13 protein-coding genes and 2 pseudogenes are annotated in these 25,152 nt (G+C 48.3%); 12 read left to right on the forward strand and 3 right to left on the reverse strand.

The window, feature by feature from the left end; all coding sequences use genetic code 11:
- Positions 1-205 precede the first annotated feature (205 nt).
- Together OZX62_RS05200 and OZX62_RS05205 are read left to right on the forward strand one after the other, a co-directional pair.
- A complete protein-coding gene (locus OZX62_RS05200; RefSeq protein WP_277176952.1) occupies positions 206-4,153 on the forward strand; it encodes a hypothetical protein in 3,948 nt (1,315 codons plus the stop codon).
- A gap of 1,180 nt (positions 4,154-5,333) precedes the next feature.
- Positions 5,334-6,494, forward strand: coding sequence for a bacteriophage abortive infection AbiH family protein (locus tag OZX62_RS05205; RefSeq protein WP_277176953.1), 1,161 nt, complete (start codon positions 5,334-5,336; stop codon positions 6,492-6,494).
- A gap of 85 nt (positions 6,495-6,579) precedes the next feature.
- Here OZX62_RS05205 and OZX62_RS05210 read toward each other — a convergent pair whose 3' ends face one another.
- Positions 6,580-7,473 (reverse strand): hypothetical protein, encoded by an 894-nt coding sequence (locus tag OZX62_RS05210; protein ID WP_277176954.1) that lies wholly within the window; start codon positions 7,471-7,473, stop codon positions 6,580-6,582.
- A 596-nt stretch (positions 7,474-8,069) separates the two neighbouring features.
- Between OZX62_RS05210 and OZX62_RS05215 the strand changes: the two are divergent.
- A pseudogene (locus OZX62_RS05215) lies at positions 8,070-9,025 on the forward strand (IS3 family transposase); the annotation flags it as partial.
- Positions 9,026-9,098: 73 nt separating this feature from the next.
- Positions 9,099-10,040: pseudogene (locus OZX62_RS05220) on the forward strand (transposase); the annotation flags it as partial.
- Between the two features lie 108 nt (positions 10,041-10,148).
- Here the strand turns inward: OZX62_RS05220 and OZX62_RS05225 are convergent.
- Both OZX62_RS05225 and OZX62_RS05230 read right to left on the reverse strand, forming a co-directional pair.
- Positions 10,149-11,474: a hypothetical protein gene (locus tag OZX62_RS05225; protein ID WP_277176955.1), complete on the reverse strand. Its 1,326-nt coding sequence runs from the start codon at positions 11,472-11,474 to the stop codon at positions 10,149-10,151.
- A gap of 1,876 nt (positions 11,475-13,350) precedes the next feature.
- The gene (locus OZX62_RS05230; protein WP_277176956.1) at positions 13,351-13,689 is read right to left on the reverse strand and encodes a hypothetical protein; all 339 of its coding nucleotides are present in this window, start codon (positions 13,687-13,689) and stop codon (positions 13,351-13,353) included.
- A gap of 644 nt (positions 13,690-14,333) precedes the next feature.
- Here OZX62_RS05230 and OZX62_RS05235 point away from each other — a divergent pair.
- From OZX62_RS05235 to OZX62_RS05270, 8 genes are all read left to right on the forward strand, one after another.
- Positions 14,334-15,395, forward strand: coding sequence for a hypothetical protein (locus tag OZX62_RS05235; RefSeq protein WP_277176957.1), 1,062 nt, complete (start codon positions 14,334-14,336; stop codon positions 15,393-15,395).
- A 248-nt stretch (positions 15,396-15,643) separates the two neighbouring features.
- Complete coding sequence (locus OZX62_RS05240; protein WP_277176958.1) at positions 15,644-16,216, forward strand: TetR/AcrR family transcriptional regulator; 573 nt, start codon at positions 15,644-15,646, stop codon at positions 16,214-16,216.
- An 85-nt stretch (positions 16,217-16,301) separates the two neighbouring features.
- A complete protein-coding gene (locus tag OZX62_RS05245) occupies positions 16,302-16,889 on the forward strand; it encodes an NAD(P)H-dependent oxidoreductase (RefSeq protein ID WP_277176959.1) in 588 nt (195 codons plus the stop codon).
- Positions 16,890-17,266: 377 nt separating this feature from the next.
- Entirely contained in the window at positions 17,267-18,664 is a 1,398-nt protein-coding gene (locus OZX62_RS05250; RefSeq protein ID WP_277177038.1) for a UTP--glucose-1-phosphate uridylyltransferase, read from the forward strand.
- A gap of 322 nt (positions 18,665-18,986) precedes the next feature.
- A complete protein-coding gene (locus OZX62_RS05255; protein ID WP_277176960.1) occupies positions 18,987-20,912 on the forward strand; it encodes a WYL domain-containing protein in 1,926 nt (641 codons plus the stop codon).
- A 91-nt stretch (positions 20,913-21,003) separates the two neighbouring features.
- Positions 21,004-21,471, forward strand: coding sequence for a hypothetical protein (locus tag OZX62_RS05260; protein ID WP_277176961.1), 468 nt, complete (start codon positions 21,004-21,006; stop codon positions 21,469-21,471).
- An 83-nt stretch (positions 21,472-21,554) separates the two neighbouring features.
- Entirely contained in the window at positions 21,555-24,296 is a 2,742-nt protein-coding gene (locus OZX62_RS05265; protein ID WP_277176962.1) for a DEAD/DEAH box helicase, read from the forward strand.
- Between the two features lie 84 nt (positions 24,297-24,380).
- A complete protein-coding gene (locus OZX62_RS05270; protein WP_277176963.1) occupies positions 24,381-24,728 on the forward strand; it encodes an RNA polymerase-binding protein RbpA in 348 nt (115 codons plus the stop codon).
- Positions 24,729-25,152: the final 424 nt, after the last annotated feature.

Raw genomic sequence — 25,152 nt, forward strand, 5'->3', positions numbered from 1 at the left:
CACCCCGGTCGTCCACATCGACCTCAAACCACACCCGCCCGCACCCGGCCTGCTCGGAATACAAGGCAAAGCGGACGACGTGTTCACCAGACTAGATGCTATATACCAATAAAAACGACTGTGAATCATCGCGGTTTTATGGTCATGTTTTGTTCTTGTTCTTATAATGATTTGAAGAATAACCATTGTCGAGAATGAGGGCATCATGCCGGAAACAACCGAACAGGCTGAGCTTGCGTCATTGGCTCCTCAATACCGTCCTGAATACCATCAGGAATATGTTGAACTGATTGATGATGCGCTGGAACAGGGATATAAGAATATAGCGCTTTCAGGCGTATACGGTTCCGGCAAAAGCAGCATCCTTGACAAGGTATACGAAGAGCATGCGAAGGACGCGATCAGGATTTCACTGTCCCCGTTGGCTTCCGATATCGGGAAAGAACAAACAGGCCATAAGCCTGCAGCAGACGAATCTTCTGAAGACAACCAAAATACACAGGAGAACCAGAATACGTCGGAATCGCAGAACCCCGAGAAAAAGGATTCCAAGTGGGCTGTTGACGAGATGACGAATCTGGTTCAGAAGGAAATCGTGAAGCAGATTCTTTACAGTGTCAGTCCAAACAAGACTCCGCTTTCGCGTTTCCATAGGATCAACCCGATGAGCAATCTGTCAAGAACCTTTTTCAGTATCGTCGGGGCGTTGCTCGTTTTCGGGGTTTTCGTCATTTCCGAATGGAACTCTTCCGTCAAAGTGTGGGTTGCCGGATTCCCCGTGTGGGGAAGAGCGGTTTCAGGCTTTCTTGCGATATGTGTTTGCGCAGGAATTTTCTGGTTGGTGAGTTGGCTGCTTTCCGGCAAAGTAAGATTGAAGAGTCTTTCCGCTGGCGGCACAGCGGTCGCATTGTCTGATGGAGATAAGTCGGATACCTATTTTGACAAATATCTGGATGAGATCGTCTATTTCTTCTCCACTGCCGAGAAGACCATCGTGATATTCGAGGATCTTGACCGATTCAACAATCCTCGAATCTTTGATTCCTTGCGGGAGCTGAACAATATCCTCAACAATGGTCCAGATGGTTCTGACCGTACCATACAGTTCATCTACGCAATCAAAGACAGCGTATTCTCCAACCAATTGGCCAATGGTGGACAGGACGAAGTGCCTTTCGCCAGAACCAAATTCTTCGACATCATCATCCCGGTGGTACCCTTCATGTCCCATGAGAACGCTGCACGCATCGCGTCCGACGACTTCAAAGGAACCGACATCGACACCGACGTGTTCAATGTCGCGGCACAGTACATTCCGGACAAAAGAATCTTGACAAACATCAGAAACGAGTATCTCGTGTACCACAAGATACTCAATCGAAACCATCAATTCGAGGAAGCGGGATTCAAGGATTCACGTCTGCTTGCCTTCATTATTTACAAAAACACCTATCTTGATGACACGAACCTGCTGTCGTCAGGAGGAAGCAACCTCGATTACATCTATAACGCGAGCCGAACCATCATCAACCACAACATTGGCAAGCTGAACCAGCAGATCTACGACAACTTAAAAACACTAAAACAGCACACCACCCAAAAAGAGGAATATTCCAATAGCCTAGGAGAAGAGTTATATACCTATGTCATAGGGATGTTTGGATATAGCCAGTGCCAATCATTCCAAGTGAAGATAGGAAATAGTGGACAGTCCTATGATCGTGCTGGATTAAAAAATTCTAGGTTCTGGGAAGTTGTCCAGAATGTGCCTGATACAACAATTGTATATATAAGTCTTACCGCTATCACTGGCTATTACAATACAGTGTCGGAAAACATTCATTATACCAAAAGCCAGCTTGTTGATATTATGCACCAGCCTATTAACCTGAAATTCCGACAAGAGCAAGAAATCAAAAGAATCAACGATGATTCGGAATCTTGCAAAAAAAGAATTGAACAGTTACGAGGGTATGATTTTGCCGATCTCATAGCCGGAGGTGATACTTACTGCGCTCAATTTAACGACTTCGGCAAGCCAGACCCAAGTTGTATTAGCAGATCCCTTAAGGCTTTTGTGCAAAAGCTTTATGATTCTGATGGCTTGCCGATGGCTTTGTTATCACACGGGTGGATAAACCGCAACTACATACAATATTCCACCATTTTTGATACTCGGCTGACTCTACCGGCACGTGATTTCATCTACCATCATGTGGATTCGAACGATCCGGATTACGGTTTCAAACTCTCGGGGGAGGACGCCGAAGCAGTGGTGGAGGAGATATCACAACGGGGTAAGTTCCTTTTTGAAGAACCTCGCTTGCTGAACTTCGACATTCTTGGTCATCTCGCTGGTGGACAAGACCGCAAGACAACAGAACTTTTTGGAGTGCAAATCGCATACTTGTCGAAACTGGAACCAATAAGTTGGAAATTCCTCGCAGAATATCTCAATGCAGAGGATGTACACAATCAGAATAAGGTCGTACAGGCGATAACCTCAGCATGTCCCAATATTTTAAAATTCCTTACAGAAGAGGAATTCGAAGAGGACAAACGGTTGCAGTATATGAACGATGCACTACTGAATCTTTCCAAAGACTTCGACTACGCCAGTGAGAATGAAACTAAGAAAGCAATCAGGAATTTCCTTTCCGAACACATAGATTCCTCGGCATACGGCGATGACTCTCTGTCTGCTGAACAAGCGGGCTGCCTAGTCAAATTGGGCAGTGAAATTGGACTGCATGTTGATTCCTTGCAGGATTTATCAACAGCACTGGTCGATGATTTCATCAAGCTCGGTCTGTACAAGTACACAAGGGAGAACATCTGTAAAGCATCGAATTCAAAGACGGCACTGTTCCCGATCAATGAAATGAGAGCTCGGGCACAACGCGGTGATGCCAAGGAAACAGGTGCTAATCATGTGTACCAATACACGCTTGATAATCTCGATGATTTCTTAGGATTCCTGGAAGAAAACGAACCTTCGATTCAAACCGATGAAGATGACATCATACTTGGAGTACTACAAGACGTCTGTGCAGAAAATATTGAAAGTAAGGTAATCGACACACTGCTTCAGCATGCTGCGGACAATGTAACTGTCCGAAATGTTACCGAAACCGATGAAAACGGGCAGTCCCATCTATCTGAAGAGCGATGGAGACCCTTCGTCTTGCCACTTTTGCGGAATGATCGAATGCTCCCGACCTTACGTAACGTTGAAGCGTGCATACGTGAATTCTCACAATCCGAGGAGCCAGCAGCAACGCAGAAGAACGACACCGAGGATCCGGAAGAAGTTCTGAAGGACTTTCTGCTGAGACAAGATAAGATTACGGATATCGGCGATGCTTCTGATGACGCAAAGAGGGAAGTGGCCGCATGGATCATCAACACCACCGGACTAGATTCAAGAACCTTGAATCTGATCAATACTGTCCTCAACGCAGCAGCGAATCCGCAACTTGATCCTAGTCAAATAAATCTGGAAAGAATGCAGGATCCGGATGACTATGCACAACTCATGCAGTTTGGTATCATACCGGATAATAGCGATTCCTGGAACCATATCGCCGATCAAGATTCGTCATTCAAAAAGCAATATATTGAACGTTCGCAAAATTTCCCTGCCTACATGCAAGACGTGCTGGATGCCGATGAAATATGTTCCGTCTTAGCCTCGGAAATAGGCAATAGAAAACCAGCCGAAGAAGTCTGGGACCATCTAAAAGAGTATCTATCCGGTTCAAATCCTGATAGATTATATGCTGCCTGCCATAAAGCTTTATATGTTTTTGGTATGCATTCGCTTTCATACGAGGACCTCAACTGGATACGGGAGCAAGGCAAGTTTGAAGCCACGGAATTCATTCAACTTATCATTCCATCATTAGAATCTCTCGAACTGCCCCAGATACTGAAACTTCTGCATTCATGTGGGGGCGATTATGCGAATCTGGTAAGTCTCCAATATGGCATAAAAGTTATCGGACTTCCAGACATTCCTGCCAGCCATACTCTCTATAAGTATTTCCACGAGAAAAGGCCGAATGGGACACCGATGCTTGAACTTGCAAAACAGAAAAGAAAAAATGCTTTTTGTGTAAGAAGGAAACGTCCGACAGAATGGAAGATATCCTAAATCCAAACAACGGAGCAGTGAAACAGTCTCAGTGTTTGTCAGCTGAATATTGCTATATTTGCCCAGACATGATTCAGGCACGATGACCTCCGTTATTAACCGTCACCTGCCGTCTGTATCGTTTTCCAGATTGTCCGGATTTTCCTTGAAATCCCACGTTACCGGTATCGTTTGGCGCTGTCAGTTACCAGCCGTTTCAACCGTTAATCAAGCAAGGGGTCGCGGGTTCAAATCTCTCCGACCCGACTGAAATCCGCTGGAATTACAATGTTCCAGTGGTTTTGTTTTCCAGCGAAATCCGTTACAGTAACGATTAGTAACGATTTCATACATAGCCCCTTTCCTGCGTTACTAGGAGCGAATCAGTCTCAGCGGACAATTCCGATTTCCGCATATGGCATACGGTGCCTGCGGTCTTATCCAGACGCTCAAACCACAACTTCGCATACATGTCAAGCATGATCATGGCACTTGCACGATTAAGCTGATATTCCAACATCTTTACGTCGGCACCGTTTGTGATGGCTGGGCTGTTCTCAATATGAGAATTCTCGCCAGTTCTTTGATTCAGGACGGGCGTTCACGCAAATTGGAGATAGACGGATTCGTGACTAGGAGATGACGGGGTGTTTCGAATACAGCTGTTGGACACGGCCGAGATACAGTCAGTATGACGAGTGCACAGCTAGGTTGAACAGGAGAAGGAATTCCATGCTTTGGACCAAACGCATCCGCAAGGCTACGACGCCATTACCTTCATCACAACGGTTTATCGACTGCTGTCTCAAACTCTCTGTGCTAGTGCTCCATAAATAACGGTAGACTACTCATAGTCAGCATGCGATGTCAGGCATTAGGCTGTGAATGGACTGCGTAGACGATACAACGGCACAATGTCGGCCGGTTCAAGGACATCGTCGCCGTGAGGAATCGCGGTTTTGGGCCGGCGATAGCTCCAAACGCATCTGACAACTCACTGGGCTTATCACGTTGATGACTGTCATCGGATCATAGGCAGAACGAGGAAGACTCCGACTTGTTTACAACGCAAACCTAGTAGAATACCCCTAGAAGAGGTATGGAAACTTACAATCAAGAATGCAAACAGAATTAAAAGAAGCAATACAGAGAAAAGAACGTTTCTCTGCCAGATGTAAATCTTATTCCAGTGGATAGCAGAATGGTTCAGCGGAAAATAATTTTTCAATATTCTGTAGAATTTGAAAATTTCGTACGTTTGATTTATCTTTTTAGTGTTTTCAAATTTCTTAATGGTAGTTCTAGAAGAAAGATTAAAACTATGGCGTGTCGATTAATAATATTGGGAAATGGTTTTGATATTGCACATGGATTTCAGACAGGATATCAAGATTTTCGAACATGGTGGATGAACCACGAACCGGAATCATTTGAATCCTTTAAATCGGCAATCGAGGATGCTCAGGAAGAAGTCGGTAAGCATGTTAATTCAGATATTCCTGGATATAATCCTGAAGAGGGCAATCCTGAACTTGAACCATTGGGTTGCAAGAAATTTTGGAATGACATTGAATCTTCTCTGACGATTATTCCTGAATATCGGATGTGGCTATCAGAAAAAATTGGAGGAGATGCCGATGATTTCATACTTTCACGTCATACGCAAGATATAGAAACAACACCTGAAACCAGTATTGAAGCTTATCCGGAGGACCGAAGCGATTACGCTGATCATTACGATGACCACATACCATGGAAAGACGCAATATCGGGTTTTTACAATGCGTTTGACGATTGGATCGAGGGAATTGACAAGACAATACAATCTCCAATGCAAGCAAGAGTAAACTTCAACAAACACTTCTCCGATACTGATAATTTTCTTACATTCAATTACACGCATACGCTCGAAAGGGTCTATGGCGTTCCGGCCAGTAGAGTACTCCACATTCACGGAGAAGCTAAAACTTCTATGCATGAAAGTTCGGTTATTTTGGGTCATGATATGCCAAACTTCACACGGTACGACGATCCAGAGGGTAGCAAGTTCGCTGATGAGATTATGGCCGATGTCACCAACGACACGTTCAAAGACACTCAAACTTTACTAAAGGAACATGAGTCATGGTTTGTTTCCACCTCCCAATATGACGAAATTGATATATATGGCCATTCTTTATCAGATGTAGATATGTACTATTTCAGTGAGATTGCGACGCACACAACGAATGCGCAATGGGTTGTATACGCTTTTCGACTGTCCAATAATGATTTCCTGAAGAAAAATCTCGAATCTCAATTATCCAGTATTCAAAAAAACCTCAGAAAAAGCATAAAATACCGTGACTGTGATGAATTCTAAAAGTCTTCTCGATGAATGAATCATGAGCTTTTAATCAGGGTACTATTTTTGTAATTTGCCCTATTGCCAAGAAACTATTAATAGCTCATATATCCAATCCACTATATGTGGCTAGAGCGATAATACAGCCTATGACTCCAATCAAAACACCTAATAAGCCAAAATCTAAAAAGCAATTAAAGGCTATAGCTTTAGCGAGTTGTGATGGTATGTCTAGGATTGAAACCAGATAGCTGCTAACCGATAAGGCTATGCCGATACCGCCAATTAAGCCAGTTGTTCTCTCAATTCTGGATAGTTTTTGACTCCCATTTCTTGCATGGGCTTTGGACTTCAGATAGTCAAGCATCTTCTTGCTGTAAATTCCGCTGGTAAGAAGTTCATGATTTGGAACCATATCAGGTTTGTCGAAAATATCATTCACGGCTTCATTAACGAGATGGACTCGCCAGCAATATTGTATTATGCACCAACCGCAGATACCAAGTATTCCGGCTATGAATCCGATAAGGCAGCTACATATTGGAACTCTGGGATTCGGAATATGCGACCAGTGGGGAAGAATTGATAGTAGAGCAGGAATGGCTAGAAAGCCAATGAGTATGGAAAACCCTAATGCAAATTCTGTAATGGCCAGTCCAGCGACAACCCACTTAAAGAACATCGCTGGTCCACGTTCAATAAGGGTATGCTTCGGCTCGCTGGAATCTTTGAAGGCATGCCAGGGCATCTTTTTTAACAAATATCTTTTGAACTGTAACCGAACCATTTGTAAAGAGAGTTCAATGCTCAGATCTTTCTGTTCCAATTCGGCAACAGTTCGCTGTGCTCCCGTAAGATTACCATTGTCGACAAGCTCATTAAGTGTGGTTAAGCGGGAGATTTTTGATTTTTCGTTATGTGAAGCATAAATGTTCCAAACAACCCCAGCTGTTGTTACAGAAATAGATATTAATGATAAGATATCTGACCAAGACATTACGGGAAATCTTTCTATGATTGAATTTATTGTTATTGAGAAATAATAGTACGGTAACTTTAACAATAACTGCTCTCGTCGTAAGCGGTTCAGTAGACTGCGTCAAGTGAACAGTCTTTCGCTTGTTTCGCGAGCGCTGACATCCATTATCCAAGTCAAATATTGGTGGTGAGTTTGTCACCTTCATTGCTGATGATGGTATGGGAATCCTCGAATCCTTTTGATGTACAAATCGTGTGTGCTGGCGTTTGTTGTTATTGTTCCTCGGTGATGGAACTTAATATCTGAGTTTGTAGACGTTTTTGGTTTGGCTAAAATGGTTTTGCATAGTGGTTTGAAAACGCCGTTTATTCGCTTGCGTCATTTTGTGAGTGGATTGGTTGCGGTTTTCATTTGGCATCATCTTTCTTGCCCGGCTCGCTTTGTACAAACGCGCGTAGTTTTTGCTTGGCCTTTCGATCATTGCCTTTAAGTAGCCATCATTCTTCACAAGCTGCGATAAGCACATGGGCGACACGATGATGTAATTGGCAAATGCAACGGCGGGGGGTGCGGACAATAAGTTGGACGTTTCGGCGTCCGGTTTGGAGTTCGCATTGTTCAGTTTGGATGAGCGTCGTTGGGCGGTTGATCTGTATTTCTCGCCGGGGATGACGATACGCAAGGTAATAGCCGAGTTAGGCTGGCCGTCCGAGGGCGGGCTGGGCAAGTGGGTGCGCGCCGATCCTCGTTATCGGGGTCCGGGAAGGTAGTCGTATATACGCTTGAGGCCAAGCTCGGGGCTGTCAGGATGGTGGCGGACGGCGCGATCCTGGAATCCGTGGCACGCGGGCTGGGTTGCACGGCGCCCAGCGTGCATGCGTGGAAACAGCGATACGACGACAGGAAGGGGGGGGGGTTGGGGCTGATGGACTGCAGGAACAAAGATCCGGAAGCGGCGGCAAGTCCCGAGACAGGCGGTGATGTGGCGGCGTTGCGCGGTGAGGTCGACCGGCTGGGGCTGGAGAACGTGGTCTTGAGGGAGAGACGATGCGGGTTTTAAAAGCTGACGACCCTAGCCTCGACCCGGAGGCGATGAGCAACCGGGAGAAGACGCGGGTCGTTGACGCGTTGCGATGCGGATACGCGCGGGCTCTGCTGCTCGTCATGGTGGGTCTGAAACGCAGAACGTACTATTACGAGCGCACCGCCCTGGCTGCCGGCGACAGATACACGGTCCTCAGAGAGCGGATACGCTTCATGTTCGAGTCTGGCGGCCGGATCTGGGGTCACTGGACCATCTGCCGCAGGCTGCGGGTGGGCGACGCCGAGCCTTTGGTCGTCTCGGAGAAGGTCGTGCTGCGGCTCATGCGCGAGAGGGGGCTCGTCCCCGCCTATGTCAAAACGCCGCAGGCGGTACAGCTCGTACGAAGGCGAGATCACCGAGGCGCCGAACCGCCTGTGGCTGACCGACGTGACCGAGTTCAGGCTCGACGGGTGCAAGGCGTACCTGTCGCCAGTCATCGACTGCTACGACGGCAAGGTCGTCTCTTGGACGCTCTCAAGGCATCCGGGCCAGACGATGATGGATTGGCTATAGTTTACTGGACAATATGATGAGGGACCCTTGAGATAAGGAGGCCGTGATGGCCGGCCCGCATCACCCGAGGCATTTCTCGGAGGAGTTCAAGAAGCAGATCGTCCGGTTGTACGAGGACGGCAAGCCCGCCAAGGAGATCCAGTCCGAGTACGACCTGTCGCACTCGGCCCTGCACCGCTGGGTGCAGGGCATGCGGAACAGCGGTTCCACGAAGGCCGCCGACAACCGCACCCCGGAGCAGAATGAGCTCATCGAGCTGCGCAAGCAGAACACGAGGCTGAGGATGGAGGTGGACGTTTCAGAACAGGCGGCGCCGGTATTCGCACGAAAGTAGCCGTGATACGCTCCAACGCCGGCCGCTGCCCGGTACCGGCGCAATGCAGGATACTCGGCGTGCCCAAGTCGACCTACTACTGGATGCTGGAGCATCCCGAGACGAACCGCGTCGACCCGCTGGTCGCCGACGTGGAACGTGTGTGGCGCGACAGCGGCAAACGCTACGGGTCGCGCAAGGTCAAGGCCGCCCTGCTCAACATCCTCGAGCGCGAGTTCGACGGCTACGCGCCCCACACTCATATCGACCTGGCCGACCGCTCGATAGCCGGCCACGCCGTCGGGCCGGTGCGCGACGCCGCCTTCGTGCTGAGCGCGTTCGCGACCCTGCGGTCCCCGCTCGACGAGATCGAGGTGTTCCACACCGACCGCGGCAGCCAGTCCGGCCAACGGGAAGATCGACGAGATGCTCGACGTGTTCGGCATCCGCCGCTCCCTCTCGGCCAAGGGCACGCCCTACGACAACGCCGTGGTGGAATCTACTAACCGCCTCATCAAGAAGGAGCTGATCCACCGCAACACTACACTGACGGCGAACAGCTGCCCGCGACACCGACCAGTACGTCTGGTGGTACAACAACCAGAGACTGCACTCGACCCTCGGCCACCCTGGCCCGGCCGAATTTACCAGACAAGGAAAATCCCTCACAAAACCGTCCAACTAACTGTTGAAATCCACTCTCGAACATCCGCGAAGCCAGACGGGACAAACCCTCACAGCTTAGAACGAACACGCTTTCTGGCAAATAACCCTATAAATGTTTCAGTACTCATATAACGATTTACTGTGTTTCTTGATGAATCTTTTCTCCCATACTTTCTGTCCGTACTGAAAAGTTACGATGCCGAATAGCGCGCTGAAAATTGTCTTAGCAGATTCATTGTCAACGATGAGCTCTTTGAGAACTTGATTTATAGCGGGGTTCTTTATTGCTATGAGCCCAATCGTTAATACCGTGAAGCATATTCCCGCTATCTGATAGGGCATCGTCTCGCCCAACCAAGACAAGCGGTTCGCGCGGATTCCATTGCTGAGTTTGTCATTCCCATCTGTGGCAAGCGAGTCTTTACGCATGAGGAACATCACCCATATGCTCAATACCAAGGCACTGGCCGTGAAAATGAACATCCAACTGATAGGACCGTATTTGTCAAACACCAACTGAACTGAGATGCCTAGAAGCATGCAATAAATAACGCCTGTAAAAGCTGAACAATGTTGAACTTTTGACAATCCGTATAACTGCTTGGAGAGAGACAACCCCATGAGTATCCAGGCAGCATAGCAACCAACCAACAGCGAAAACCCTATTGAACCAAGATTCTTCTTGTCATTGAAGAGATATTGATAAAGAACGGCTGTCAATATAAGCATTACGGTAACGATGATTGTAGGGATTTTTGGAATCAATGACAGTGTCGCGTCGTTTTCTGAAACTCCTTTGAGCCTAATCCATACGTTGCCCACGCATGATGCGAGTCTATGTACGAGGTAAATAAACAATAGTGCGATACACAGGAGAAGCAGCCATTCGATATACGCAATATATCGGAAGTTGATACCTGTTTCAATCAACGAAGAAGGATTCTCATAAATGCTGATAGTTAACGCACCCAAGAAAGTCTCTATTAAGAATAAGAACGGAACGGTATTAAGTTCTCGGACAGAATATTCAATTGGTGATTCGAGATTTTCCTTTTCACGAATGTAGTTCCGAACCCAAACGCCAGCAAGCCAGCAAAACGCACAACTGACGAGACCCATCCAACCTTGCCAGCCAAAGCCTTGGCCTTTAAGTAGTTTTACCAGCCAAAAAAGCATTATATAAAACGGAAGGATACCTGCCCCAAAAATTGCTGAAGAGCAGGGATTGTGAGAAGAATTGTATATTCTGATTCCCCAAAATCGAAGAAACATGCTAAGTGCCAAGCACAGTCCAATTGCAGATAAAATGAAAGCCAGAACCGCGCCAAGAGTGGGGAAAAATACAGAACAACGAGACACAGCGGCCCAGTTCAGCCAATGAAGTGCCAGTATATACATGCACGAAGTGATGATAATATATAAATTCTGATATTTTCCGTTCATTGCTTTCTCTTCTCTCGATTGGTATTACAAGCTATGCAAAGGAATCCGTTACATGTTATTTCGAGACAAGGTTTCATAAAAGCATAGGAAAATATAACGCTAAACTAAAATTAAATCAAGAGGAAATGTTCCCAATCTATTCTCACCATTCATAATTATATCTGATCAAAAGCGGGGTATGCAGCATTTATACACTATGTGAACATTTCTCATAAGTCGTAAATTCTGTTGTATTTTGTATTGGAGCGATTATTGAATTTCTGATTTACTTTTGTGCTTCAATGACCATGTCTCATGGCTATTCGATACCTCTTTACAGTTATATAAAACTACCTCAATAGTCAATCTTGCATAGTTAGTTAAAAACGCACTGGCAATAATTTAAATCCCAATGAAGTTGGTGACATGTGTTTTAGTTCCTTTCCCAGACACGATGACCTCCGTCATTTACAGTCACCATACGTCCGTATCGTTTTCCAGATTGTCTAGATTTTCCTTTGAATTCCAAGATTACCAGCATTTGCTAGCGTTATCCGTCACTAACCGTTTCAACCGTCAATCCTGCAACGGGTCGCGGGCTCAAATCCCGCCGACCCGACGAGAAATCGCTGGAATTTCAACCTTTTGAAGATATCGGAATTCTGGCAATTTTCATGTCCGGTCAAAATTAGTCAACGTCGTCACGGTTATTCCCCATCGGTCAGTATAAAGTCAACCCCAAAAGTCAGCCCGCAAGAATCTCGTTACGCGCCCTACCAATAGCATCAGTCACATCATTCAGGCGCTCCGGCCACAACTTTGCGTTTGTATAAGCTGATTGTGACTCTTACAAGCTTGAGGTGGCGCTGCAGAATCTTCTGTCGACGCTGTAAATACGAAGCCAAGCTGTTTCATGTCTGTCACAAGACATGAATACGTATATCTCACCATTCATACAAAAAAGTTTGAAGACCGAATACCAGATTTGATTGTTTAGGATATTAATCCATAGATCGCCATCGTGCTCCGTTTTCATATTCATCTTTCGAGCTTTATTAAGGTGTAAGTGCTGATATAAAGGATGAATGCGAATAGATAAAATCATCATAAAAGCTGAACTTATACATTGGATTGGTTTGTTGTTTGGTGCTCTCTTTTACGACATCTGTACTACGTGTGCCATGTAAAAAATGAAAAAACTAACCGGCAATCGACCATGCTCGACATTCTTTCGGAGAAGATAGACTGCCAGTCAACTATGATTCGTGAGTCAGTCGATAAGCTGAACAAGACCCTCAAGCTCTCCAATCCGACCATCAAGCTCATCGACGTTGCCATGCAGGACTGCAATCTCGTCAGATATGAGCATTAGACCGTTGGCGATTGAATGTATGCTCTCGACGGTGTCAGTCGACCTTGAGACAGCTTCGAAGTGCATCCTCGCGCGCATGAGATTATCCATATCTTCACCTTCTTTTCTCGTAATGGTGAGAATACTCGCAGTACCGCATAGGCGGAATCTTACAACTTAGAGAATTGCGAATAACTCAGGAAGGAACGTCAGGAATGAGATGATTCAGATTGAGGCAAAGGAAGTATATGGACGCTATCCCGATATTGTTCAAGCAAGACTGTCTTAGCTTTCAGAGTCAGGGGTACTGGTTTCCGCCCTGTGCTTCGATGTCGGAGAGTATTTCTTCCATTACTTTCTTCGTACGTTTCCAATATCCGATATAGCTTATCCAAACGATGTCCTTTCCAAACGGGGAAAGATGGTCACCGTGCCCCCAACGACTGAACCGTACCCCTACTTTGTCGACTCGTATAGGGTTATGCGATTTGCTGTAAGGCTTCGTTTCAAATGGGATGAGTTCAAAGAGAGGTAGGCAGGTGAACCTTATTTTGTCGGACTCGTCCTGTGGTGTATGCACAATCCACACGCAGGCATGGAGATCGCATCCGTGAAGGTAATATCGATGCTTTCACCGGCGCCAAGTTGAGAGGGTATGCACGATGCAACTTTTCCTTCGATATGCGCATCTTTCTCCCAGAAGTCAAGAATGTTGGTGGCCGAAGTACCAGAATTGGTAATCCGAACGACCAACGTGCTGCCTTGATGGCAGGATTCGAGCACGCGAAGGTTGAGAGCTGAGCCTTTCCGTCTTCGTCCTTGTGCACGGTATTCAACAACAGCGAAGAAGATGCTGATTCCGCCGAGTATCTGTGCGATATCCACAACATATTTCCAAATAAGATTCCACATAAACCTACCCTTTGAAAAATAAGAACGACGCATCCGTTACCAGTGGGGCAGATAAATAGAAAAATTATCCAATGTATGCAATTGATTATACAGAATCAAACGGCTAGCCCGTTGTATTCAAGACGAAACGATCAACATGGCTTAGTATAAAACATGGTCTAACGGCGTCGTTTTCTTGTCCATCCTCGCCGTATTAGCCTTTCTGGCGAAATTTGCGGCCACATCAGCTACTGCCGTCGGCTGGTTACAAACTGGTCTCGTAGTGCTCATCATTTCCATGCCGACACCTACCTCGGTGGATGTTTAAATTGGCGTCCAGCTTTTTGTTATTTCCGGACTAATTCATCACCACCAAACAGCTTTTAATCATTTCGTTTCGAAAATCTTAGAGACAAACCAACTAATTATGACCATAATCGTGCATTTTACATGTGATTCGTCATTACGAGCTTTGAATGCCTGACCCGTCATGATTGAGATATATTGAGCTTTTTACGTTTTCAAAGGCTTGCCGTATGCAGATAGCGATCGCATCGAGTGTTTAACTACGTTTATTAGAATCCTCTAGTTAATTTTTGTATTATTATAATATTTGTTTAAGTTTTGTCTGAGTAAGAGTGAAAATCATGATTGTTGCCGTGTTGCCTGCTTTAATCACCGGGATATGCGCGTTGCTCGGAGCAATAGCTGGTCCTCTTTTTTCAATTGGATATAATCGAAGAGTCAAATCATTAATCAAACTCAGAAAACAGCTCGATGACGGTGACAGTTTAGAAGAAAAGAAATTGTTAACTAAGCAAATCGATTTTGAGTTAGCTAAACATGATAATACGTTCGGTGTCGGGCATCTTAAAAGTTCAATGTGTTTGCTGCTTTGCATAGTTCTTATCCTTTTAGGTACGGCTTACTATTCCATTACTCAAATTTTGCGATTTATTGATAACTTAGTTCCTGGCAACTTTTCAGCTTATTTGATTTCATCGAAGAATTTAAGTAATGCATGTAAAACAAGTTTTCCCGACAAGTGCAATTCAATGGAGCGAAATTATGTTTATTCCCAGATAGCTCCATGGCTTAAACATCAAATGCTTAACTCCGGGACGGTTTGGTTCTACTCCTTATCAGCAGTTTTCTTATTAATCTCAGCAGCATACTTCATAATGCGCTTAATTTCGCTACCGGGAATCGTAAAAAGATATGAATCATTACAGGGGGCCAGCCAGTCGGACCCAAAATTAGCTGACGAGTCTCACGTTTCTGAAAATCCAGAATTCATTAAAAGCAATGTAAAAGCTATTCTAATGGTATGTGTTACAGCTTTATCTGCCGGTATACCTGGATGGGTGCTTGTTTACGCACTTTGGTTTTTAGGGTGCAAAGGAAAGCATTGGACAGAGGCGTTTCAGATGATTTCGACAACATTGCTTTTTGCCGCAGCAGGAGCTTCCTTTATTATTACAATGTTTTACACAGAAAGGCTCGGGAAAAGGTACAGAGATATGTCACTCGAACAATTAGCTACGGTTGCTGTGGGATGGCTCGGTCTGCTTGCCAATGTTATCGGTCTTTTGACAGTTGCGGGGAAAATCACGGCATGGGCTTTTGTCATTGTTTCGGTTGTATGTGTAATCATTTGCTGTATTTATTTATTTGTTCAAAAAGAAGAAAAAAGAACTTGAAGTCAGAAACATGTTGACATTAATTTCGTAAAATAATCAGGTAGGGGGTGCGGACGTTTTTTGGACTGGTCGCATAGCCAGTCCAAGAAAACGTCCGCACCCCCTTATCTACAGGAGCACGATCGGCATCATAAGTAAAGCAGAATAAAATTCTTCGCAGGCCATCGTGAAATCGGCAAGACACGCTTGGTAACATTGTTATCCTTTCGCGGTATGATAACAATGTTATCTTCCTTGAAAGGAACAATATGGCGCGTTCAAGTACTGATTCAGAGCAGCGCTTATTGATGGAAACTGTCAAGGCAATCGAAAAACACGGGTATCGGAATATTTCTTTACGTGACATTGCTTCAGCCGCAGGACTGACCACGGGCTCTCTTTACCGACATTTTTCAACGAAGGAAGATTTACTGGTCCGGGCGGGCTACTTGGTTTCGGAAAACCTTGCTAAACTCGTTCTCGCAGACGAAGAAGAACATCCGAACGCGTTCGACAAGCTTCTGCGTATCGGCATAAAGCTTCTTTCGCTGACGCAGTCAAATCCGAATCTAGTTGATTTCTTCTTCTATGGACCCTTGTACGCCAAAGCGGCGAAAGAAGGATATGAGGACAAGCCTCCGATGTTCCTTTCAAAATTGAACGAGATCGTTGCGCAGGCCTGCCGACAGTATCCGAATGCCATCGACCCAAACCTTTTGTTCACACAAGTCTGGTCGTTCATCCAAGGCTACAGCGCACTAGTGCGCCATGGAATCGTCGCATACGATGAACGCTCGCTGCGTCTTACTTTGCAGGATTTCTTAGGTGTTTCTCGCCATTGAATCCGTTTTTGAGATTTCGTCTTCCGATATTGCCATCGAAAAGAGACATTGTCTCCAACAACAAACAGAAAAGAGTAGACAGAATATGAGTAACTATGTCGTGGTGTATTGCCATCCGTATGAGAAAAGCTTCAACCACGCCGTCCTTGAACGTATCCTCAACGCATTGAAGAATCAGGGGCACGCATCTCGTCTCATTGATCTTTATGCCGATGGATTCAATCCCGTCTATGACAAAGAGGAATTGCGGCTCTTTCATACTGGCGGAACCCATGACCCGATGGTCAAAAAATATCTCGACATGATTCGTGCCGCTGACGGCATCGTATTCGTCACGCCAGTCTGGTGGAACTCCGTTCCGGGGATGCTCAAAGGTTTTATCGATAAGGTCATGAAAGAGGGTGAGGGGCTCAGCCACACTATTACTTCTACCGGTATCAGAGGTGAACTGGGGAATATCCAGCACACCTATGTCTTCACGACCTCCACTTCACCCACCATCTACCTAAGGCTTATGGCTGGTAACGGTATTAAACGGCTATTTGTCAACTGCACCCTCAAACAACTTGGCATGAGAAAACGTAAGTGGATCAATTTCGGCGGTATCACCGGTTCGTCTTTTGAACGTCGCCAAAGATATCTTGACAAAGTTTCAGCTACACACTTCGAATAGGAGATCCTGTTGATGTTATTTCCTTTAAGGGCGTCTAAGGACTCGGTTTGTCTTTGGGCGGCGCTTTTGCGATGAGCTTTCCGTCGATGTGTCGTTAGACAAAATAGAGTAAAGGTGTACAAGAATTTACCAAGGTAGCCAAGTCATGCAATCTTTTCCAAAGTAGACATCAATCTGGTAAAATCGCACATTTTTACTGTTCATTTACGTTTCGTCGGTATTGCGTTCAGCAAGCTTTCAGCTAAGCTAGTAGAGTTGAAAGCTATGCTGATCGGTTGTCGCTTGGAACCCCTGAGCACTGCCGATGAAGACGGAAGAACACTCGACTACGAAAGAGGTGCGGTTTGGAAGACGCCTTCGAAGCTTCGGCGCAAAAGATGCACGAAGCGCATATGAGCGATGTGGCCATTGCACAATTCAAGAGACTTTACGAGGAATGGCAGCACAACGCCGCCAGCAGTTGGATTCGCGAAGACGCGGTTGAGCCGCTGCAGGATGTGCCTAGCTTCCACGATGTGTACAAAACCATCGACCACGATCAGGCGGTTCACGCCTTCGCCAAAACCGCATTCCTGAAGCTCAACGGCGGTCTCGGCACCTCGATGGGCTTGGACAAGGCGAAGTCGCTGCTTCCGGTCCGCCGCCACAAGGCACGCCCGATGCGTTTCATTGATATCATCATGGGACAGGTCACCACGGCCCGACAGCGCCTGAACGTTCCGCTGCCGTTGACCATGATGAATTCGTTCCGGACTTCCAAAGACACCATTGAGGCGCTCGAAGAAAGCAAGAATTTCCACCAGGAAAATGTTCCGCTTGAAATTGTGCAGCACCAGGAGCCCAAGATTGATCTTGAAACGGGCAAACCGGTAGACTTCCCGGAAAATCCGGAATTGGAATGGTGCCCGCCGGGGCATGGCGATTTGTTCTCCACCATCTGGGAATCCGGTCTGCTGGACATTCTGGAAGATAAGGGCTTCGAATACCTGTTCATATCCAATTCCGATAATCTCGGCGCGCGTCCTTCACGTACGCTTGCCCAATATTTCGAGAACACCGGTGCCCCGTTCATGGTCGAAGTCGCCAACCGCACCTATGCGGATCGCAAGGGCGGCCATTTTGTTCGCGACAAGAAATCCGGCCGTCTCGTCTTGCGCGAAATGACGCAGGTCAATCCAGACGATAGGGAAGCTGCGGAAGACATCGAGCGTCACCCTTATTTCAACACGAACAGCATCTGGGTGCGTATCGACGTGTTGAAGGAAAAGCTCGCACAGTACAACGGCGTTCTGCCGCTGCCGATCATCCGCAATTACAAGACCGTCGATCCCACCGATCCCAATTCCGCCAAAGTGGTACAGCTGGAAACCGCCATGGGTGCGGCAATCGGGCTTTTCGACGGCGCCATCTGCGTACAGGTCGATCGCATGCGCTTCCTGCCGGTCAAAACCACCGACGACCTCTTCATCATGCGTTCCGACAGGTTCCATCTCACGGATTCATACGAGATGGAGGACGGCAATTATATCTTCCCGGATGTGAAGCTCGACCCGAAGTATTACCGCAATATCGAGGATTTCAACGACCGTTTCCCGTATGCGATACCTTCGCTTGCGGCCGCCAATTCGGTGACCATCAACGGCGATTGGACGTTCGGCCACGATGTCGTCTTCTACGGCGATGCGGTTTTGAAAGATCAGGGCAAGCCGAGCTACGTGCCTAACGGCGAATTCGTGGGGCCACAAGGTATCGAGCCCGACGAATGGCTTTGGTGATTTGAATGGCTCAATGAATCGGAAATCGCGGCGGTGAAATCAAAACGTCGTGATTCCCGATTCGTTGGCAGATACAGTTTGATTTAGAGACAGATTTAGATAGATGCAGACAGATACTTTTGATAAATATAGGCAAAATCGGAAGACGGTGTTTTTGAACAATCAGGCGGTTTCAGAAAGCGCATGACACGCGCTAAAACGTGAGAAAAAGAATTAAATTTGTAAAAATCCGCAATTCACTGGAAAAAGCATCTAATATAGATAAGGATGTGCGTCATAAGCCGCACACTTTTACTTGAACATTAACGATACGTGAGGACTAATGGCAGAAGGAAGCAACGGAAGGCGACGTTTTTCCGACAAGTGGGGTAAGCACGAATTGGATGTGCTTGCTGTCCTATCATCTGCGTTCCCACAATGGTTGACTTCACGGCAGATAGCGCAGCGGGTCAAGGCATACGCCGATTCCTACGGAGAGTTGGCCGATCAGGCCGCAAAGGCGGCGTTCGCCAAGCAGTTCCAGCGCGACCGCGCCAAGCTTGCGGCGATGGGCATCGCCATTGAATCGCGTCAGCCGGAATATTCTTCGAAGTCCGAGGGACAGGATTTCGCCTCCTACCGTCTGCAGCTTGGCGACGAGCCGAGGGTGCGCCTGCGCTTCAAGCAGGAGGACCTGCCGGTGCTGGCTGCAGCGAACTATCTGGCGCGCTCGATGTCGATTTCTTCGTCCTCAGCGAAACATGAGGAACAGCATACTTCTCGTACCGCTCCACGCGTGCCCCAGACGCCGACACCGGGACTTGGTCTTGATTCAATCGCTCCGGGGCTGGGCACCCAGCCGATTCCGGACAACCTGATGAAGGTGGTCGACCAGCGGCGGTTCGCCGCCACCATCGACGTGGACGGCGGGCATATGAACGTCGCCTACACCGATTCCGACGATCTGGCCATGTTCATGCTCGAGCATCCTGGTTCTTCCGTGGTCTCGCCGCAGGAGGCCGTGGACGCTTGGAACCGCAGGCTCAATGCCGCTACAAACTTCAAACTTGCCGACGAAAGCCAAGGTGAAATCGGGGAGACCATCGTCACCCCGGCAATCAGCAAAACCACAGCCAACGGCGATATCGATTCCGAAAACGGGAAGTCGCATTCCAAGCGCAACTCCTCCTTCCAGACCGGCAGCGAGGTCGATCGCAGACTGCGCCTGATGCTCTTCCTTTCCGCCCACTTAGGTGAGGAATATTCCTTGGAAGAACTTGCGGAACGCTTCATCGGCGAGCCCAAGACCGAGGACGAGAAGAAAAAGGGCGTCGCGGTCATCCGTAAGGACATCAACACGCTTACCACCGTTTCCGACGATGGCGAGATGGCCGGCAGCCAGTTCTTCGACATCGATTGGTCGCTGCTTGACGCCGATGGCATCGTTTCGGCCACCAATTCGCTGGGACTTGAACGCCTTGCGGGTATTTCGCAGCAATATCTGAGCATGCTCACGGCCTCTGTGAGCTACCTCGCGCATTCTTCCCTGCTTCCGATGGAACAGCGTGAGCAGGCTGAATCGCTCTATGTCCGCCTGCGTCAGCATGTCAAGCCGGGGGAGACCCCGTGGCTTAGCCTCACCGGTTATGAGGTTGAACCTCGCAGCTTCAGTGTGGTCAAGCGTGCCATTTCCACCGATTCGCTGCTTGATATGGAATACACCGATGGCACCGGCCGTACACGCCGCAAGCTTGTTGCACCTTCCAAGATTTTCGCGGACGAAGGTGTGTATTACGTTGCCGTATGGACGGATGTCGCCAAGGCAGCGCCAAAGGACGAAAAGAAATTCGTTTCCAAAGACACGACCATCAACAAGGCTACCGGCCAGCCACGCATCTGGCAGGTGCTGCGTCTTTCCCGCATCGAAAAGGCCGATCTGGTCCAGCCGACCGCTCAGCTTGATATCCCAGACGTTCCGGTGGCCGAGCTGCGCAAGTGGAGCTTCGACAACGGAACCCCGACCGTCTTCATCACTGACAAGCCGGATCTGCCGTTCATCAAGACGTTGCCTGGAGCCACGGTCGAACGTTGCGGCGACGGCGAGAAGGTGCATTTGACGGTTTCCTCGGATTCCTGGTTCGTGGCCTTCGCCATCGCACATGCGCGTCATATCACCGCGGTTGCGCCGGAACCGCTGCTGACGATGATCGTCGCCCGCGCACACCGCGAGCTGAGCCTTGAGAACAACAACCAGCAGGATCAGGCTTAAGCAGTTTTGCCGCAGAAATTGTTGATTGCTGTTTGTAGCAGAATAATTCATCAATAATTCAACATCGAACGAAACCTGAAAGGGGAGTCACATGCCTTGGTGGGGTTGGATCATCGTAGCGTTTGTCATGCTTGCAGCTCTCGTAATCGGTCTCGTCTATGCCGGAATTCATGCGGTTCGCGCGGCACACAGCGTATCCGATACCGGCAAAGAGATTCAGAATTATCTCGATGCGATGCAGCAATCCAAATCTTCCAGTGACACCCGTGAAAAGCCGCTGTTCACGCAACCCTTGTCGACGGCAGCGCATCGGTATAGCCTGGCTCAGACCGAAGTGGAACGTCGTAGGATTACCCGGCATAACCGTCACGCAGAGCGGTGGAGTGTCTGGAAGCGTAACCGCGTTCCGTTTACTGGAAACGTGCCGCAAGGAAGCAATCAGGCGGTTTCGCAATCTTCAAATCAGCAGGCTTTCGATGGCAGTGTCGACGAAAATCACTCGGCCTCAGCTGAGCAGCACCCGAATACCACCCATCGAAATTCGGCGAAGACCAATTAAATGATGGTTCTGTTGTCCTCCGCCTTAATTGCATCAGCATGTAAAAGCATATCCGTCTTTGATGAATCGACAGTTTCGCTCTTATGAGTCATTCACATCATTACCGTCACAAAAAGCATTCCGATCTGGATTCCGAGGATTTCAACCCATCGGTTGACAACGGTTCGGAAGACGCGCAGCAACTTTCGCCATCACAGCGTTATGCTGCGTTCAAAAAACATAGTGTCTACGAGAGGTCCGAAGCGGCGAAATTCGCCAGAACTCTGCCGTTCGAACTCGATCCCTTCCAGATTGAGGCGAACGAAGCGCTCGAAGCCGGAGAAAACGTGCTGGTCGCGGCGCCGACGGGTGCTGGAAAGACCATCGTTGCCGATTTTGCCATGCATCTGGCGCAGGAAAAGAACGTGAAGGCGTTCTACACCACGCCGATCAAGGCTCTGAGCAATCAGAAATACCATGATTTGGTCGATATCTACGGCTCAGATCACGTAGGTCTTCTGACCGGCGACACTTCCATCAATTCGGAAGCCAACATCGTGGTGATGACCACCGAAGTGCTGCGCAACATGCTCTACGAAAACTCGGAAACGTTGCGGGCACTGCGCTATGTCATTCTCGACGAAGTGCATTATCTGGCCGACAAATTCCGCGGACCGGTGTGGGAAGAGGTCATTATTCACCTTCCCAAATCCGTCAAAATCGTCGGTCTTTCGGCAACCGTTTCCAACGTGGAGGATTTCTGCGCCTGGATTGAATCCGTTCGTGGCGCCACCAAGCTTGTCGTCTCCGAAAAGCGTCCGGTACCGCTTGAACAGCATGTCATGGTGCAGAGCGACGACCAGCACGAACCCGAACTCATCGACCTTTACCGTCACAACAAAAACGGCGTGCAGACCGACAAACTTAACGCGAAACTCGTCGACCGCATCGACCAGCTCGACCGCAAAGCGGCATCACGCGCACATGAAGAGTGGCGCGGCGGCAAAAACCGGCATCGCAGGGGAGTAGAGAAACGGCGCAGGCCCGGCCAAGTACGTCGCTATACACCCCGCCGATGGGCTGTGGTCGATGAACTGAACTTCATGGGGCTCTTGCCCGGTATCTACTTCATCTTCTCGCGCAACGGCTGCGATGAGGCCGTTGAACAATGCCTCCGTGCGGGGCTCGAGCTGACTACTAAGGACGAGGTCAGGCGTATCCGGGCCATCGTCGACGAAATGGTGGAAGGCGAACTCGACCACGCCGACCTCAAGGCGCTTGGCTTCGCTCGTTTCCGTTACGCGCTGGAAGAAGGTTTTGCGCCTCACCATGCCGGCATGGTCGCGCTGTTCCGGCAGATTGTCGAACGGCTTTTCGAAGAAGGCCTCGTGAAGATGGTCTTCGCCACTGAAACACTGGCACTGGGCATCAATATGCCGGCCCGCTGCGTGGTCATAGAAAAGCTCGAGAAATTCAACGGCGTTGATCATGTAACGTTGACTCCTGGCGAATACACGCAGCTCACCGGTCGTGCAGGCCGACGCGGCATCGACACCATCGGCCACGCCGTCATCGTCGACCATCAAGGCTTCGTGCCGGCCACTGCCGCCTCACTTTCCAGCAAGCGCGTCTACCCGCTGCATTCGAGCTTCAAACCGACCTTCAACATGGCCGTGAACCTGCTCAATTCCAGCAGCTACGAGACCGCTCGAGACACGCTCGACCATTCGTTTGCGCAATGGGAAGCCAACGAATCGGCTGAAGATCTGGAATCGCGTATCCAAACCCTTCAAAAAGCCGTAGAGGGTTATGAGAAGGCGTTTGCCTGCTCGCATGGCGATTTCAAGGAATTCATGACCATTCGCCAGAAACTTTCCTACCTGCAGAAGGACGAACGCAGGCATCTCAAACGCCGAAGTTTCAGCAGCGACAAAGCTCGAACCGAAGCGTTCCTCAACCTTGACAGGCGGATCGAAACACTGAAAACCGAAGAGAGTGAACACCCCTGCAAGTCCTGCCCGGACTTCCAAAACCACCTGAAATGGGGACATCGCTGGCTGCGAGAATCCAAGGAACTGCGGCACGCAAGAGGACGCTACGAATCGCGCACCGGTTCCGTGGCACGTCAGTTCGACCAGATCTGCAAAGTGCTTTCTTCGCTTGGTTATCTTAAGGAAATTCGCGGGAATATCGATAAGCATACTTCCTACGAAGATAGTCAAGCCTCACCTTCGATGGTGTCGAATGATGAAATTGCGACTTCAATACAAAAGACCAATTCCCAACCAGCAGCGCAGGAAACCCGGGATTATAAGCTCAGCATGCGTGGGCAGCTGCTTCGTCACCTGTATAGCGAATACGATCTGGTGCTCTCCGAGGCCATTACCGATGGCTTCCTGGATGGGCTCGAACCCGAAGAGCTCGCAGCGACTCTGTCCGCGCTCGTTTATCAGGCGCGCAGGGGAGGAGACAACGAACCACGTCGCTACCCCGGTGGTCCTGGCGGTCCCGTCGCCACGAGTTGCCGGCGCCTGCGGGACGTTTTCGCCGATGTCGAGATGATGCGCGAGGATGCCGATCTGGATGAATTGGAGCCGCTTGATTTCGGCCTTGTCGACGTTATGTATGACTGGGCCAGGGGAGAGGACCTTGCTCAGATTCTGCATGGCACCGAGCTGACCGGCGGCGACTTCGTACGCAACGCCAAGCGCCTTTCCGACGTCCTTCAGCAAATCTCTACCGCTGATACCTACTATAAAGCGGGCGATCCGCATTTGGCCGAAAACGCAAGGAAAGCCAATAAACTTGTCAACCGCGGTATTGTTGCGTATTCCGGAGTTGACTGAGCGTAAAACGATACTGGCGAGGGAATAATACGCTCGTCCGAACTGTTCTGTACTTTAGAAATAGACTATTAACAAGGAGAATGTATGGCGGAACGCAGCCTGCGCGGTATGAGCATCGGAGCGAAATCACTCGAATCCGATGAAAACGTTGATTTTGCAGCAAGAACAGATGTGGCTTACGTATGCCCAAAGGGTCATCGTACGATTCTTCCGTTCGCTGAAGGTGCCGAAGTTCCTGCTGAATGGGAATGTCGTTGCGGTGAGGTCGCCAAGCGAGAAGATGCCAATCCTGACGAAGTCGACGAAATCAAGAAGCCGACGCGTACCCACTGGGACATGCTCATGGAACGTCGTACCGAAGACGAGCTCAAGGAACTGCTCGACAAGCGTTTGAAGATGCATCGTGAAGGTTGGTTCCCGGATTACGAGTAAGCCTTTGAGCTTTGCCTGGTAAATAAGCGATTATAAAACGGTGATCACTTGATTCGTTCAAGCGATTGCCGTTTTTGTTTGCAAATTTTTTGACTGTGTCGCTTAGAATCGCGCTGAGAAAATTCGGATATGTAATTGGTGACTACTTGATTATTTGGATTGCATTATTTATTGATTACAGGATTCTGTCTGTTGTGTCTTAGAAGCATGCTCAGAACTGTAGATAATAATTAGTGCTGCGTAATCATGATTAACGCATAAGTGTAAATCTGGAATCTAATTGATATATCCGATAATGTACGTTATGTCAGATTTCAAAGAAATCTGACATAACGTCTCGCGGTTATATACCAAGCTGAGCTTGCTTACATAACCGCTCGCGGTCGCCACGTTATATCCCCCCAAGCTGCGCTTGGCTTACATA

The sequence above is a fragment of the Bifidobacterium sp. ESL0690 genome (assembly GCF_029392315.1).
Classification (GTDB): Bacteria; Actinomycetota; Actinomycetes; order Actinomycetales; family Bifidobacteriaceae; genus Bifidobacterium.

Excerpts from the sequence above, each read along its gene's own strand:
- OZX62_RS05260 (WP_277176961.1), top strand. The coding sequence starts at position 21,004 with ATGCCTTGGTGGGGTTGGATCATCGTAGCGTTTGTCATGCTTGCAGCT.
- OZX62_RS05245 (WP_277176959.1), top strand. The coding sequence starts at position 16,302 with ATGAGTAACTATGTCGTGGTGTATTGCCATCCGTATGAGAAAAGCTTC.
- OZX62_RS05255 (WP_277176960.1), top strand. The coding sequence starts at position 18,987 with ATGGCAGAAGGAAGCAACGGAAGGCGACGTTTTTCCGACAAGTGGGGT.
- OZX62_RS05240 (WP_277176958.1), top strand. The coding sequence starts at position 15,644 with ATGGCGCGTTCAAGTACTGATTCAGAGCAGCGCTTATTGATGGAAACT.
- OZX62_RS05200 (WP_277176952.1), top strand. The coding sequence starts at position 206 with ATGCCGGAAACAACCGAACAGGCTGAGCTTGCGTCATTGGCTCCTCAA.
- OZX62_RS05210 (WP_277176954.1), bottom strand. The coding sequence starts at position 7,473 with ATGTCTTGGTCAGATATCTTATCATTAATATCTATTTCTGTAACAACA.
- OZX62_RS05225 (WP_277176955.1), bottom strand. The coding sequence starts at position 11,474 with ATGAACGGAAAATATCAGAATTTATATATTATCATCACTTCGTGCATG.
- OZX62_RS05270 (WP_277176963.1), top strand. The coding sequence starts at position 24,381 with ATGGCGGAACGCAGCCTGCGCGGTATGAGCATCGGAGCGAAATCACTC.
- OZX62_RS05265 (WP_277176962.1), top strand. The coding sequence starts at position 21,555 with ATGAGTCATTCACATCATTACCGTCACAAAAAGCATTCCGATCTGGAT.
- OZX62_RS05205 (WP_277176953.1), top strand. The coding sequence starts at position 5,334 with ATGGTTCAGCGGAAAATAATTTTTCAATATTCTGTAGAATTTGAAAAT.
- OZX62_RS05250 (WP_277177038.1), top strand. The coding sequence starts at position 17,267 with ATGCACGAAGCGCATATGAGCGATGTGGCCATTGCACAATTCAAGAGA.